The organism is Embleya sp. NPDC050154 (assembly GCF_044460165.1).
Classification (GTDB): Bacteria; Actinomycetota; Actinomycetes; order Streptomycetales; family Streptomycetaceae; genus Embleya.
Genome location: NZ_JBITJP010000015.1, coordinates 264,575 through 278,992, shown reverse-complemented (window position 1 = coordinate 278,992; position 14,418 = coordinate 264,575). Strand labels below are relative to the sequence as shown.

At 71.7% G+C, this 14,418-nt stretch carries 13 protein-coding genes; 4 read left to right on the top strand and 9 right to left on the bottom strand.

The genetic code is table 11. The annotated features are described in order from the left end of the window. Nucleotides 1-206: 206 nt before the first annotated feature. Genes ACIBSV_RS29945 through ACIBSV_RS29935 form a run of 3 tightly spaced genes read right to left on the bottom strand, consistent with a single transcriptional unit; the run spans nt 207 to nt 3,681 of the window. A complete protein-coding gene (locus tag ACIBSV_RS29945) occupies nt 207-953 on the bottom strand; it encodes a succinate dehydrogenase/fumarate reductase iron-sulfur subunit (RefSeq protein ID WP_395868427.1) in 747 nt (248 codons plus the stop codon). Beyond that, a complete protein-coding gene (locus ACIBSV_RS29940; RefSeq protein WP_395868425.1) occupies nt 950-2,962 on the bottom strand; it encodes a fumarate reductase/succinate dehydrogenase flavoprotein subunit in 2,013 nt (670 codons plus the stop codon). The genes ACIBSV_RS29945 and ACIBSV_RS29940 overlap by 4 nt, the downstream gene beginning before the upstream one ends. A gap of 5 nt (nt 2,963-2,967) precedes the next feature. Further along, entirely contained in the window at nt 2,968-3,681 is a 714-nt protein-coding gene (locus tag ACIBSV_RS29935; protein WP_395868423.1) for a succinate dehydrogenase cytochrome b subunit, read from the bottom strand. A gap of 88 nt (nt 3,682-3,769) precedes the next feature. Here ACIBSV_RS29935 and ACIBSV_RS29930 point away from each other — a divergent pair, with 88 nt between their 5' ends. After that, a complete protein-coding gene (locus tag ACIBSV_RS29930) occupies nt 3,770-4,690 on the top strand; it encodes a LysR family transcriptional regulator (protein ID WP_395868421.1) in 921 nt (306 codons plus the stop codon). A 56-nt stretch (nt 4,691-4,746) separates the two neighbouring features. Here ACIBSV_RS29930 and ACIBSV_RS29925 read toward each other — a convergent pair whose 3' ends face one another. After that, nucleotides 4,747-5,196, bottom strand: coding sequence for a PaaI family thioesterase (locus tag ACIBSV_RS29925; protein WP_395868418.1), 450 nt, complete (start codon nt 5,194-5,196; stop codon nt 4,747-4,749). A 69-nt stretch (nt 5,197-5,265) separates the two neighbouring features. Between ACIBSV_RS29925 and ACIBSV_RS29920 the strand changes: the two genes are divergently transcribed. Next, on the top strand, nt 5,266-6,054 hold the full coding sequence (locus ACIBSV_RS29920; RefSeq protein WP_395868416.1) for a TetR/AcrR family transcriptional regulator: 789 nt from the start codon (nt 5,266-5,268) through the stop codon (nt 6,052-6,054). A 43-nt stretch (nt 6,055-6,097) separates the two neighbouring features. Here the strand turns inward: ACIBSV_RS29920 and ACIBSV_RS29915 are convergent, their stop codons facing one another. From ACIBSV_RS29915 to ACIBSV_RS29905, 3 genes are all read right to left on the bottom strand, one after another. After that, on the bottom strand, nt 6,098-6,217 hold the full coding sequence (locus tag ACIBSV_RS29915; RefSeq protein ID WP_379989414.1) for an Rv0909 family putative TA system antitoxin: 120 nt from the start codon (nt 6,215-6,217) through the stop codon (nt 6,098-6,100). Nucleotides 6,218-6,483: 266 nt separating this feature from the next. Beyond that, nucleotides 6,484-7,059 carry a TerD family protein gene (locus ACIBSV_RS29910; protein ID WP_395868414.1) on the bottom strand — a complete coding sequence of 192 codons (576 nt, stop codon included), beginning with the start codon at nt 7,057-7,059 and terminating at the stop codon, nt 6,484-6,486. A 395-nt stretch (nt 7,060-7,454) separates the two neighbouring features. Further along, complete coding sequence (locus tag ACIBSV_RS29905) at nt 7,455-9,365, bottom strand: histidine kinase (RefSeq protein WP_395868412.1); 1,911 nt, start codon at nt 9,363-9,365, stop codon at nt 7,455-7,457. Nucleotides 9,366-9,694: 329 nt separating this feature from the next. Between ACIBSV_RS29905 and ACIBSV_RS29900 the strand changes: the two genes are divergently transcribed. Together ACIBSV_RS29900 and ACIBSV_RS29895 are read left to right on the top strand one after the other, a co-directional pair. Further along, nucleotides 9,695-11,830, top strand: a complete 2,136-nt coding sequence (locus ACIBSV_RS29900; protein ID WP_395868410.1) for an MMPL family transporter — start codon at nt 9,695-9,697, stop codon at nt 11,828-11,830. Nucleotides 11,831-11,972: 142 nt separating this feature from the next. Beyond that, on the top strand, nt 11,973-12,383 hold the full coding sequence (locus ACIBSV_RS29895) for a VOC family protein (protein ID WP_395868451.1): 411 nt from the start codon (nt 11,973-11,975) through the stop codon (nt 12,381-12,383). 48 nt (nt 12,384-12,431) lie between these two features. On the opposite strand, the gene ACIBSV_RS29890 is transcribed toward ACIBSV_RS29895, so the two are convergent. Beyond that, the gene (locus ACIBSV_RS29890) at nt 12,432-13,112 is read right to left on the bottom strand and encodes a response regulator (RefSeq protein WP_395868408.1); all 681 of its coding nucleotides are present in this window, start codon (nt 13,110-13,112) and stop codon (nt 12,432-12,434) included. Then, a complete protein-coding gene (locus tag ACIBSV_RS29885; protein WP_395868406.1) occupies nt 13,109-14,353 on the bottom strand; it encodes a sensor histidine kinase in 1,245 nt (414 codons plus the stop codon). The genes ACIBSV_RS29890 and ACIBSV_RS29885 overlap by 4 nt, the downstream gene beginning before the upstream one ends. Nucleotides 14,354-14,418: the final 65 nt, after the last annotated feature.

The following is a 14,418-nucleotide window of genomic DNA, read 5'->3' as shown; positions in this document are numbered from 1 at the left end:
AAACGACGCGACACGTCATCCCTCCCGCACGGCACCAGACTTCATGCCCGACCAGCGGAAACGCAGGAACTACTTTCGATAAGACAACGGCTTCTGATGCGGAGAGCCGCAGTTCGTCCGGGCAATCAGCCCCCAACTCAGCCCGGCCGGCGTTTGAGGCCAACCGGCCGCAGGCCGGCCAGGTGCAGCGCCATGCGGCGACGAGCTCAGCGCCCCCGCCACGCGGCAGAAAGCACGTCCCCGTTGAACCGCCCGATGACCCCCAGCGGAATGCCCTTCGGGCACACCGCGGTGCACTCGCCGGTGTTGGTGCAACCACCGAAGTCCGCGTCGTCGTGAGCGTGGATCATCGCCTCGACGCGCGTGTCCTGCTCCACCGCACCCTGCGGCAGCAAACCCAGGTGGGTGGCCTTCGCGGCGGTGAACAACATCGCCGACCCGTTCGGACACGCCGCCACGCACGCGCCGCAGCCGATGCAGGTCGCGGCCTCGAACGCGGCGTCCGCGTCGGCCTTGGGGATCGGCGTCGCGTGCGCCTCGGGGGCCGAGCCGGTGGGCGCGGTGACGTACCCGCCGGCCTCGATGATCCGGTCCAGGCCGGAGCGGTCCACCACCAGGTCCTTGACCACCGGGAAGGCCGCGGCACGCCACGGCTCGACATCGATGGTCTGCCCGTCGCGGAAGTGCCGCAGGTGGAGCTGGCAGGTCGTGGTGGCCTTCTGCGGCCCGTGCGGCACCCCGTCGATGACCAGGCTGCACGCGCCGCAGATGCCCTCGCGGCAGTCGTGGTCGAAGGCGACGGGCTCGTCGCCGCGCTCGGTGAGCCGCTCGTTGAGCACGTCCAGCAGTTCCAGGAACGACATGTCGGCCGACGCGTCCGGCACGTCGTAGGCGACCATGCCGCCCCGATCCGCCGGGCCCTTCTGCCGCCAGATGCGCAGGGTGAGCTTCATGCGTAATTCCTCGTGGCCAGGGTGACGTTGTCGAAGGTGAGCCGTTCGCGGTGCAGTACGGGCGGGCCGTCCGTGTACTCCCACGCGGCGACGTAGGCGAACGCCTCGTCGTCCCGGGCGGCCTCGCCGCCGGCGCTCTGGTGTTCGGCGCGGAAGTGGCCGCCGCAGGACTCCTCGCGGTGCAGCGCGTCCAGGCACATCAGCTCGGCGAGTTCGAGGAAGTCGGCGACCCGACCGGCCTTCTCCAGCGACTGGTTCAGCCCCGCGCCGGTGCCCGGTACACGCAGCCGCGACCAGAACTGCTCGCGCAACCGCGGGATCCGCGCCAGCGCCTCGCGCAGCCCGGCCGCGTCGCGCTCCATGCCGCACTTCTCCCACATCAGCAGACCCAGCTCGCGATGGAAGTGGTCGGCGGACAGGTCGCCGTCGATCGCGAGCAGGCGCTTGACCCGGTCCTGGACGCCCTGTTCGGTGGCCACCACCTCCGGATCGTCCGCGTCCACCGGCCCGAACGGCCCGGCCGCGAGGTAGTGGGTGAGCGTGGTCGGCAGCACGAAGTAGCCGTCGGCCAGACCCTGCATGAGCGCCGAGGCGCCCAGCCGGTTCGCGCCGTGGTCGGAGAAGTTCGCCTCGCCGATCACGAACAGGCCCGGGATGGTGGACTGGAGGTCGTAGTCGACCCACAGCCCGCCCATCGTGTAGTGCACCGCCGGGTAGATCCGCATCGGTACGGTGTACGGGTCCTCGCCGGTGATCCGCTCGTACATCGCGAAGAGGTTGCCGTACTTCTCCTCGACGGCCGGCGCGCCCAGCCGCTCGATCGCGTCCGCGAAGTCGAGGTAGACGCCCAGCCCGCCCGGTCCCACGCCGCGTCCCTCGTCGCAGACCCGCTTGGCCGCGCGCGAGGCGATGTCGCGCGGGACCAGGTTGCCGAAGGCCGGGTACATCCGCTCCAGGAAGTAGTCCCGCTCCGCCGCCGGGATGTCGCCGGGCGCGCGGGTGTCCCCGCCGGCGGTGGGCACCCACACCCGGCCGTCGTTGCGCAGCGACTCGCTCATCAGGGTGAGCTTGGACTGGTGCTCGCCGGAGACCGGGATGCAGGTCGGGTGGATCTGGGTGAAGCACGGGTTGGCGAACAGCGCGCCGCGCCGGTGCGCGCGCCAGACCGCGCTCGCGTTGCAGCCCATCGCGTTCGTGGACAGGAAGTAGGCGTTGCCGTAGCCGCCGGTGGCCAGGACGACCGCCTCGGCCAGGTGCGTGGTGACCTCGCCGGTGACCAGATCGCGCACCACCACGCCGCGGGCCCGGCCGTCCACCACGACCAGGTCGAGCATCTCGGTGCGCGCGTGCACGGTGACGTTGCCGGCCGCGACCTGGCGCGACATCGCCTGGTAGGCGCCGAGCAGGAGTTGCTGGCCGGTCTGGCCACGCGCGTAGAACGTCCGGGAGACCTGCGCGCCGCCGAACGAGCGGGTGTCGAGCAGACCCCCGTAGTCGCGGGCGAACGGCACGCCCTGCGCGACGCACTGGTCGATGATCTGGGTGCTCACCTCGGCCAGCCGGTGCACGTTGGACTCGCGGGCGCGGAAGTCGCCGCCCTTGATGGTGTCCTTGAACAGCCGGGCCACGCTGTCCCCGTCGCCGCGGTAGTTCTTGGCGGCGTTGATGCCGCCCTGCGCGGCGATGCTGTGCGCGCGGCGCGGCGAGTCCTGATAGCAGAACGAGGTGACGGGGTGGCCCAGTTCGGCCAGCGTTGCGGCGGCGGAGGCGCCCGCGAGACCGGTGCCGACGACGATGACCGGGAGCCGGCGCCGGTTGGCCGGGTTGATCAACCTGGCGGCCAGTCGGCGCTGTCCCCAACGCTCGGCCAGCTCACCGTCCGGAGCCACTTCGTCGGCGATCTCGGCGCCGACGGTGTAATGCGCGTACTCGGTGTGCCCGGGTCGCCCGGCGCCCTCGCCGGATGCGAGGTGTCCGGTGTCTCGGGTTGTCTCGGTGTGTCGGTCCATCACGTTCACCCCACGATTCCGACGGTCACGGCGAACGGCACGGAGAGGAATCCGACCGTCATGAACACGGCGTATCCGGTCGCGATCCGACCCATCAGCCGCTCGGTGCCGGGGCGTTGCCGGCCGAGCGAGCGGGTCATGCTCCACACGCCGTGGCGCAGGTGGAAGCCGACCGCGACGACCGCCACGGTGTAGATCGCGGTGATGTACCAGTGCTCGAAGTCGGCGGTGACGTTGGTGTACGGCTTGCCGGAGGCCCCGACCGGATTGGCCACCCCGACGGTGAGGTCGAGCAGGTGGTAGACCACGAACAGGGCGATGATCACACCGCCCCAGCGCATCGTGCGCGCGGCGTACGAACCCTGGACCGGCGGGCGGTGCACGTACTTGACCGGCCGCGCCCGGCGCGCGCGTCGGGTGAGCAGGATCGCCATCGCCATGTGCACGAGCACGGCCGCGGTCAGGCCCACCCGGATGATCCACAGGGTGCCCTCGTGCGGGACCAGCGGCTCGCCGATGGTGCGCAGCCAGTGTGCGTAGTGGTCGAAGCTCGACTCGCCGAAGAAGATCTTCAGATTGCCCAACATGTGGACGGTCAGATAGGCAAGGAGCACGGCACCGCTGAGCGCCATCGCGACTTTCATCATGACGGTCGAACGGTGCGACGCTCCCTGCCTGCGCTGCCCGGCGGCACCGGGTGCGCGGGTCAGGGTCGCCATGGGTTCGACGGTAGGCGGACCAAGGTCATGCCGTCCAAGATCGGAAATGCCTCGTTTCGATAGCCGTCGGCTATGCAAGGCTGAGGGTATGCAGTTCCAGCAGCTCGTCTACTTCGTCGCGGTCGCCGAGACCCGGCACTTCACCCGCGCGGCCGCGCGTACGCACGTCGCCCAGCCGTCGTTGTCCAAGCAGATCCGGGCCCTGGAGCACGAGTTGGGCGCCGAACTGTTCACCCGCGTACGCGGCAACATCGCGCTGACCCCGGCGGGGGAGCGGCTGCTGCCGATCGCGCGACGGATTCTGGCGGACGTGGACGTCGCGCACCTGGAGGTGGCCGAGCTGGTCGGGCTGCGCTCGGGCCGGGTCCGGATCGGCGCCACCCCGTCGTTGTCCGCCAGCCTGCTGGCCGAGGTGTTGCGCAGCTTCCAGGCCCGCTACGCGGGCATCCGGCTGCTGGTCGACGAGAACGGCTCGCGGGACCTGGTCCGGGCCCTGCTGCGCGGCGATCTGGACCTGGCGCTGATCGTGGTGCCGCCGCAGGGGGTCGGCGCGGCGCTGACCACCGAGCCGCTGCTGCGCGAGGATCTGGTGCTCGCGGGCACGCCGCCGGTGGCCGGTGCGACCGTGCCGATCGAGGCGCTGCGAGGGGTGCGGCTGGTGATGTTCCGGGACGGCTACGACCTGCGCGAGTCGACTCTGACCGCGTGTCACGAGGCGGGTTTCGAGCCGGAGTTCGCGATCGAGGGCGGTGAGATGGACGCGGTGTTGCGGTTCGTGGAGGTGGGCCTGGGGCCGGCCATCGTGCCGAGCATGGTGCTGGTCGGCCGACCGGGCCTGACCGCGACGCCGCTCACCCCGCCGGGCCTGTCCCGCACCATCGCCCTGGCCCACCGCAGCGACGCCGCGCTCACCCACGCCGCGCGCGCCTTCCGCGAGGAGCTGCGCGCCTTCCTGACCCCCGATCGCCTGCCGGCCGGTGTCGAGCGCATCGGCGAGCACGCGGTGTGATCCGCCGCCGGTCGGCCGGCGCCCGAGGCACCGCCCGACCGCCGGCGTCGCGGGTGTCACCCCAGCGGCATGATCAGGCAGGTCGTGGTCGCGGTGGCGAGCAGGCGGCCTTGGTGGTCGGTGAGTTCGGCCTCGGCGGTGCGGATCGTGCGACCGCGATGGATCACCCGGCCCTCGGCGCGCAGCTTGCTGCCGTCGAGCGGGCCCGGGCGCAGGTAGCGCACCGAGATGTCGAGCGAGGTGTACCCGGTCGCGGGCGGCAGGGTGGTGTGCACCGCGCAGGCCATCGCGGAGTCCAGCAGTGTGGCCGCGATGCCGCCGTGCATGGTGCCGATCGGGTTGGCGAACTCGGGCCGGGCGGACGCGCTGAACACGATCCGGCCGTCCTCGACCTCTTCCGGCTCCATGCCGATGAACGGGCCGATCCCCGTGGGCATGCCGTGGTCCCGCAGGGCCTGGAGCTGTTCCAGACCGGTCGGTCCCGCGGTCGACGACGTAGTGCTCATTCCGAACCCCTCACCTGAGTTGACGCTGTCAAGTTGACAGCGTCAAGTCGGTGGCTGTCAACTGGACGCGTGCCGCCCACCAGTCGATCCCGCGCCCGTACCCGTGCCCGTCCCGGGGACGGCGCGCTGCTGCGCGACGAGATTCTGCGCGCGGCGACCGCGCTGCTCGACGAGGCCGGCGACGAGTCCGCGCTCACGCTGCGCGCGGTCGCCGCGCGTGTGGGTGTGACGACGCCGTCGGTGTACCTGCACTTCGCGGACAAGGAGGCGCTGGTCGAGGCGGTGTGCCTCGCGGTGTGGGAGGACCTCGGGCGGCGGATGCGCGAGGTGGGCGACGGCATCGCGGATCCGTACCAGTCGATGCGTCGGCGCGGTGCCGCGTTCGTCCGCTTCGGGCTCGAACACCCGGTGCAGTACCGCCTGTTGATGATGCGGCCGCGATCGGGCTCGGCGGGCGGGTGGACCGCGGCGGACGCGTGTCTGGCCTACGTCGGCGAGGCGATCCAGCCGTGTCTGGACGCCGGTGTCCTGGTCGGCGACCCGACCCGGCTGACCCTGCAGATGCTCGCGGCGCTGCACGGCCTGGTGGCGCTCTACCTCGCGCGGCCCGACTATCCGTGGCCGGACGACGTGGAGACGATGGCCGACGAGGTGACCCGGATGGCCGGGTTGGGCTCCGCGCTCGCCGGCCGTCTGCGCGGTCCCGGCCCGGCGCCGAGCACGAGCGCGTTCGCGGCGGGATTCGACGCGCTCGCCGACCGGCTGCGGCGGCCGGAGCAGGGCGAACCGCCTGCGGGCCCGGCGCAGGACGCCGGGCCGACGCGCGGCGACCCCGAGGGCGGCGGGTCGCTCCCGTAGCGGCGGGCGGGGGAGACGGCCGCGCGTCCGGTGCGCGTGCGGGTCAGTGACCCTTGCGCTTGTCCGCCTGCTTCTTCACCTTGTCCACGATGGACTTGACCTTGTCCGGGTTCTTCTTGGCGTAGTCGGTCGCCTTCTTGATCAGCTTGTCGAGACCGGCCATGACGCCCACTCCTTGTTTCGTTCGGGGCGATCGGATCGCCACCGCTCTGGTCGATGTCACTGTGCCGCGACCGCTGTGCCTGCCGGGGCGCTGCCCGGACGCGGTACCGCGGACCGGATGCGATGCCGCTCCGGTTCAGGATCAACCGCCGCCCGCCCGAAATCGTTCCCCCGGACCCGACGTCAGGGCCGCACCGACGACGATGCGGCCCTGACGCACGTTCGTGCGGGGGTCGTGCGGCCGGGGCCGACCCCGGGGGAATCGGCTCAGATGTTGACGCCGAAGTCCTTCGCGATGCCGGCCAGACCCGAGGCGTAGCCCTGGCCGACCGCGCGGAACTTCCACTCGTTGCCGTTGCGGTACAGCTCACCGAAGACCATCGCGGTCTCGGTGGACGCGTCCTCGGTGAGGTCGTAGCGCGCGAGTTCGTTGTTGTCCGCGCGGTTGACCACCCGGATGTAGGCGTTGCGTACCTGGCCGAAGGACTGGTCCCGGGCCACCGCGTCGTGGATCGACACGGGGAAGACCACCCGCTGGACGTCGCCGGGCACGGACGCGAGGTCGACGTTGACGGTCTCGTCGTCGCCATCGCCCTCACCGGTGAGGTTGTCGCCGGTGTGCTGGACCGAGCCGTCGGGGCTGGTCAGGTTGTTGTAGAAGACGAAGTGCAGATCGGACAGCACCCGACCGTCGTTGCCGAGCAGCAGTGCGCTCGCGTCGAGGTCGAAGTCCGCACCGGTCGTGCTGCGCGCATCCCATCCGAGACCCACCGCGACGGCGGTGAGACCGGGCGCGGCCTTGGACAGGGATACGTTGCCGCCCTTGGCGAGACTGACTCCCATGGCAGTGCTTCCTTCCCTCGTGCATGTCTGGGTACAGGCGGATCGGGTGATCACGCGACGGCCGCCGATGGGTGAATCTACAGGACTGTAGAAGCCCGGCGTGCGCCGGTGCGACGTGTGCATGTCGTGTGACGTGCGATCGCCAATGCAGTGATACCCCATCCCACCATCGTGGGACGACAGCGGGCGGCCGAACTCTCGGGACGGATGCGTCGATTCGGCCGCGCCCGGAGCCCGGGCGGGTCGCGCGGGGGCGCGAACGGCGGGGTAAATGGGTTGATTTCCTTGGAGATTACCGCACATCGCCCAGACGTCTTCGGGGCAACTCCCCCGCCGCGCGCGGCAGGCGCGGAACGGCGCGGACGGGCGCGGTGGGGGCCGGCAGCGCGCGGGCTTCACTCGCGCACGAGCCCCGCGCGTACGTCTCCGGGTATGCGCGCACGCAGCCGGAACGCGTCGCCGACGACCCCGGCGGTGAGCGTGCCGCCGAGCGCCGCCAGGCGCCCGTCGAGGGACTTCAACCCCAGGCCCGCCCCGGTCGGCGCCGAGCCGGCGCCGGCACGCACGCCGTCGTTGGTCAGGAGCAGTACGACCGCGCCGTCCGGCTCGACCGACGCGATGATCGCGCACCGGGTCGCGGAGCTGTGCCGCAGTACGTTGGTGGCGCCCTCGCGCAGCACGGTCGCCAACACGGTGTCGATGCCCGCCGGCAACGCGCCCACGTCGACGGCGACCTCCACCGCCACCCCGGCCCCGGCCAGCACGTCCCGCGCGGTCCCCGCCTCGACCGCCAACGACATCCCGCGATACCCGCCCGAGACCGTGCCGACGTCCGCCAGCGCCTGCCGGGCCATGGCCAGCCCCTCGGCGAGCCGGCTCGCCGCCGACTCCGAGTCGCGATCGGCGAACCGCAGCGCCAGTTGGGTCTTGAGCACCAGCGCGGACAGACTGAAGCCGAGCAGGTCGTGCAGATCGTGTCCCAGCCGCAGCCGTTCGCGGGCGACCTGCCCGGCGGCCAACTCGACCCGGGCCGCGCCCAGCGCCCGCGCGAGGTCGGCCATCCGGACCAGACCGTAGACCAGCGCCGCGCGCTCCAGGATCCACACCACGTGGTAGACGCGATCCAGCAGGGTCGGACTCCAGGTGCCGAAGTACACGTCGTGCAACGCGAATCCGATCACCGCGAGCACGCGCCACGGCCCGCGCAGCAACACCAGGGCGAGCCCGGCCAGGAACAGCCCCACCGACCAGACCCGGGCGTCGAACACGACGAGCGGCACGTACGCGAGCGCGATCTGCGCCGCGAACGTGCACCGCCACCAGCGGGGCCGCCCACCGGAGGCGGGTGTGCAGTTGCGGATGTACAGCGCGACGAAGGCGCACAACAGGAGCCCGAACAGCGCCTGCCGGGCCGGGGAGTAGTCGCTCGCGGCGAGCACCCGCAGCGGCAGCGGCACGATCAGCAACACCAGGATCGCCACCCGCAGCACCGCGACCGCGCGCGGCGTCGGCTCGTCGGCGATCGCCGGCGGCGGGGTGTTCTCGATGCTCTTGTGCTCGTGCGCGAAGGCCCGGGCCCGGGCCATCGCCGCACGGGCCTCGGCCAGCGCCTCGGTCAGGGCCGGCCGGGTGCTCTCCGGGCGCTCGCGCAGTCCGACCACAAGCGCGTCGCCGCCGGCCAGGATCCGGGTCAGGCTCGCGCCGACGCCGTCGGTCAGGTGCCGGGCGAAGCGCAGGCGTTCCCGGGCGACCTCGGCCTCCGCGAGCGCGGTGCGGGTCGCGGTCAGCGCGGCGACCAGGTCGGCGAGCCCGGCGAGCGCGTACACCGCCAGCCCGACCAGGGCGGCCTGCCCCAGAACCAGGTACAGCGCCTCCACCACGGTCGGCCGGACCGCGAGACCGACCGGCACCTGTACGGCCAGCACCGCCACGAACCCCGCCCAGGCCGCCCACGCGGGCCGCAACAGAAGCAGCGCGGCGCCCGCGAGGAAGCCCGGATTGCCGTACCAGGTCTCGTGGAACCACGTCATCGGCAGATAGGTGAGCACGGCCTGCGCGCCGAGCGTCCACCGCCAACCCGCCGGCCGGGAGCCGTCCGCCGGGCGTACGCAGTTGCGCAGGTGCAGCGTCACCAGGGCGAGCAGCAGGCCCAGCGCGATCGCCTTGGCGCCGGTCGACAACCGGGTCGACTGGACCAGCCCGACGAAGCCGCCGAAGAAGAACCCGCAGGTGATCACCGCGGTCACGACCCGGGCGAGCAGCGGCGCGAAGGCGGCGTCCTCCCGAGGGCCGAAGGCGGCCCTCATCGCGTCGCGACCACTCGACGCCACCATCACCATCCCGTGCCGTTCCCCGGTGCCGCCGACGGCGGCGCTGTGCGAGCATGCCGGCCGCCCCGGGCGTCCCGGCGGAGCCCGGCTTTTCCCTCGGCGGCAGCCAAACGGTACCGACCGGACACCGGACCCTCGCGCCGGGGTCCACCGCGCGAAACGGGTCTCGGCGCGCGGGTGCCGGCGTGTCCCGCGCCGCCGGTGGGGCCGGTCACCCGCACGGATCACCCGGCTGGCGCGGCCTCTCGGCGCGTTCGACGGTGACGTGAGGCAGCCGTATCCGTCGAGTACGAAGCGAGGCGCCCATGTTCGCGGCCCTGGGCCGGTTTGTCGTACGCAGGCCCTGGTGGGTCATCCTGGCCTGGGTGATCGCGGCGGGTGTGGTGATCGGCCTCGCGCCGAAGCTGACCTCCTCCACCGACGAGAAGAGCTTCCTGCCCAAGTCCTACGAATCGGTGCGCGCGTCCGACCTGCGCAACCAGGACTTCCCGCAACAGGAGAACGTCGGCGCGGTGATCGTCTTCCAGCGCTCCGACGGCAAGCCGTTGACCCAGGCGGACAGCGAGCAGGTCGCCCGGATCTCGGCGTCGGTGCAGGCGCGGAAGATCGAGGACGTCCTCGCGGTGACCCCGGGGCAGGTCTCGCCGAACGGCCTCGTGCAGACCTCGACGGTCGCGATGCCGGAGATCACCGACCCCAACGACGAGACCCCGCAGGACGCGGTCGAGGAGATGCGCAAGGACGTCAAGGCGCAGGTGGCCGGCACCGCCCTGACGGCGGGCATCACCGGTCAGGCCGCGCAGGCGCTCGACGAACGGGACTCCTCGAAGAAGGCCGGCACGCTGGTCGCGGTCGGCACCATCGTGATCATCGTGTTGCTGCTCCTGATCATCTTCCGCAGCCCGATCATCGCGCTGCTGCCGGTGGTGATCATCGGGCTGATCGCGCCGATGGCCACCGGGCTGATCGCGTCGGCCAACAAGGTCTTCGACATGAAGGCGGACAGCTCGATCGAACAACTGCTCACCGTGGTGCTGTTCGGCGTCGGCACGGACTATGTGCTGTTCCTGCTCTTCCGCTACCGCGAGGTGCTGCGCGAGGGGGTCGACGCCAAGACCGGCATGGTGCACGCGGTGTCCAGGGTCGGCGAGGCGATCGCCTCCGCCGCGGCGGCGGTGATCGTCGCGTTCGCGGCGCTGACCCTGTCCACGCTCGGCATGCTGCGCTCGATGGGCCCGGCGCTTGCGATCGCGGTGTTCGTGACGCTGGTCGCGGGCCTGACGCTGGTGCCGGCCGTGGTCTCGCTGCTGGGTACCCGCGTGTTCTGGCCGTCCAAGTCCTGGCGGGTCGCGCCGCACGGCACCGGCTTCGCCCGACTCGGCCGGGGCATCGGGCGCCGACCGGCGGTGTTCGCGGTGCTGTCCGCGCTGGTGATGGGCGTACTCGCGATCGGCGCGCTGGGCTACAAGGCCAACTTCGACCTGGCCGGCTCGTCGCTGCCCTCGGACAAGGAGTCCGTGGTCGCGATGAAGAACCTGGAGAAGGGCTTCCCGCCCGGCACCACGGACCCCACCGAGGTGTACCTGACCTCGACCACCGGCCGGCCGCTCACGCCCGCGGAGCGGATCCCGTTCGAGGCGGCGCTGCAGCGGGTGCAGGGGGTCGGTTCGGTGACCGAGGCGGTGCTCAGCGCGGACCAACGAACCGCGTTCTACTCGGTGGTGCTCACCGACTCGCCCGCCACCGACGACGCCCTGTCGACGATCAAGGACCGGCTCCGGCCGACCATGCACGAGGCGGCACCGGCCGGGACCCGGGCGCTCGTGGGCGGGATCAGCGCCGTCTACGTGGACATCAACCGGGCCGTGGACCGGGACTACTCGGTGGTCTTCCCGGTCGCCGCGGTGTGCATCATGATCATCCTGGGCCTGCTGCTGCGCAGCCTGGTCGCGCCGTGGTACCTGATGGCCTCGGTCGCGCTCGGTTTCGGCGCCACGCTCGGCGCGACGTCGGTGCTGTTCCAGAAGATCGGCGACCAGCCCGGGCTGATGTTCATGCTCCCGGTGATCATGTACCTCTTCGTGGTCGCGCTCGGCACCGACTACAACATCCTGATGGTGTCGCGATTGCGTGAAGAGGCCCGAGAGGGCCACAACCCCCACGACGCGGCGGCCGTCGCGGTCAAGCACTCGGGTCCGACCATCGCGGCCGCGGGCGTGATCCTGGCGGGCACCTTCGCGACCCTGATGCTGGCGGGCAACTCGACGTTGTCCCAGATGGGCTTCGCGCTCTCCAGCGGCATCGCGATCGCGGCCTTCATCATGGCGCTGATCTTCACCCCGAGCCTGACCGCGCTGATCGGACACACCGCGTGGTGGCCGGGCCACGGCGACACCAAGCCGGCCGGCGAGACGGAACGCGAGAGCGAACGGGTGGGGTGAGGCCGCGCCGATCCGCGGGCAGGACCCGCCTTCGGCGCGGCGGCGCGGCCGATCGAAAAAAGTTCGGCGCGGCCGATGAGTTCTTCCGCGGGGGACCGTCTACCGCTTCGGAAGCACCGAGACGTACGAGATGGGACGCATCATGGCCACGATGATCTTTGTGAACCTGCCGGTCAAGGACCTCGCGAAGGCGACCGAGTTCTACACCGCGCTCGGGTTCACCCAGAACGCGCAGTTCAGCGACCAGAACGCGAGCTCGTTCGCGATCAGCGACACGATCCACGTGATGCTGCTCGTCGAGCCGTTCTTCAAGACCTTCACGAGCAAGGAGATCGTCGACGCGACCAAGGCCACCGAGGCCATCGTCGCGCTGAGCGCGGAGAGCCGCGAGGGTGTCGACGAGCTGGTGGAGAAGGCGTTCGCGGCGGGCGCCAGGACGTCGAACGAGACGATGGACCAGGGATTCATGTACGGCCGCAGCTTCCAGGACCCGGACGGCCACCTGTGGGAGGTCGTGTACATGGACATGTCGGCGGTCCCGGACCAGCCCTGAGCCGGGGTACGACGCGGCCCGTCCGGCGGGGCGCCGCGCCCGCTGTCGTCAGAGGCCGGGTGGTTCGGGGCGTACCAGGCCGCTCTGGTAGGCGATGACGACGAGTTGGGCGCGGTCGCGGGCGCCGAGTTTGGTCATGGCTCGTTGGATGTGGGTGCGCACGGTCAGGACGCTCAGGACGAGTTCTCGGGCGATCCGGTCGTTGGATTTGCCGTGGGCCGCCAGGACGGTGACCTCTTGTTCACGGGGCGTGAGGTCGGCGAGGCGTTCGGCCGGGGCGAGGGGCGGTCCTGCGGCGGGGGTGGTGAGGAAGCGGGTGATCAGCGCTTGGGTGGCCCCCGGGGACAGGAGGGCTTCGCCCGCGGCGATGGTGCGGATGCCGTCCAGCAGCGTGTCCGTGGTGACGTACTTGCCGAGGAAGCCGCTGGCACCCACACGTAGTGCCTGGGCGACGTATTCCTCGGTCTCGAACATGGTCAGGATGAGGACGCGGGTGCCGGCTAGGCCGGGGTCCGCGCAGATGGTGCCGGTGGCGGCGAGGCCGTCGCCGTTGGGCATGCGGATGTCCATGAGGACGACGTCGGGCCGGTGCACGCGGGCGAGTTCCACCGCCTCCCGGCCGTCGGCGGCCTCGCCGACGACCTCCAGGTCGTCGCAGGAGTCGATCAGGAGCCGGAAGGTGCCGCGCAGCAGGGCCTGGTCGTCGGCGAGCAGGACGCGGATGGTCAACGGGTTTCCTCGGGTCGTCGTCCGGTCGGGGCGTCCGCCGGGGTGCGGGGCTCCGGGGTGCGGGGCTGGAAGGGGAGGGCGGCGGCGACTTCGAATCCGCCTTCGGGTCGGGGGCCGGCGCGCAGGTCGCCACCGACGGAATGGGCACGTTCGCGCATGCCCATCAGTCCGTATCCGCCGCCGGGCATCGGCGGGACGGCCCCGCCGTGCATTGTGCCGTCGTTGGTGACGGTGATGAGCAGACGCGAGCCGTCGTAGCGCAGCCGGACTCGGGCCGCGTGGTCGGGCGCGTGTTTCGTGGCATTGGTCAGGGCCTCCTGGATGATCCGGTAGGCGGTCAGGTCCACTCCCGGGGACAGCGGCCGAGCCTCGCCCTCGATGTCGACGGTGACGGTCAGGCCGGCCGATGCGCAGGCCGCGACCAGTTCGGGCAGGCGGTCCAGCCCCGGGGTGGGTTCCAGCGGGGAGGCGTGCGGGTCGGCGGTCTGGCGCAGCACGCCCACCGTGGCGCGCAGTTCCAGGAGCGCGGAGGTGGTGGTGCCGACCAGGTCGGCGAGGATCTTGCGGGTCTGCTCCGGGTGCGTGTCGGCGAGATGGGCGGCGGTGCCGGCCTGGGCGTGGGCGACGGCCATGTGGTGGGCGACGGCGTCGTGGAGTTCGCGGGCGATGCGCATGCGTTCCTCGGCGACGCGGAGCCGGGCCTCCTCCTCGCGGGTGCGTTCGGCGTGCGCGGCGCGGGCCTGGACGGACTCGAGGTAGGCGCGCCGGAAGCGGCTCCTGCCGCCCAGGGACACCGGCAGCAGCAGCCACAGGACCGTGCCCACGGTGCGGAGGATGAAGTCGTCGCCGAGCGGCGCGCCGGCCAGCGAGGTGGCCACGAGCAGGGCCACGGTCGCCGAGCCGTAGACGCCGGTGGTCCGTGAATCGGTAAGCGCGGCCAGCCAGTACAGGGCGGTCATGACGGGCGCCAGCAGCAGGGGACTGGGCAGGTAGCCCAGGGCGGTCAATAGGGCGGCCGCGGCGGCGGTGACCGCGAGGGTGGCGCGCGGGCGGCTGCGGGCGGCCAGGACGGCCGCGCCGGAGGCCACGAGGATCCAGGCGGGCCACAGGGCGTGCGGGGGCGAGGACTCGGACGTGCTGATCTGGGCCCCGAAGAGCGTGCAGACGCACAACGCCACCGCCGTCACCACGTCCGCGGTTCGGGCGTGGCGCTCCGCGTACCGTTCGAGGTAGCTGGTCATCGTGCTCTCCGCTGGGGGGCGTTGCAGGAATCCATGGTCGCCGACGACCACGAGGACGGGGCGTG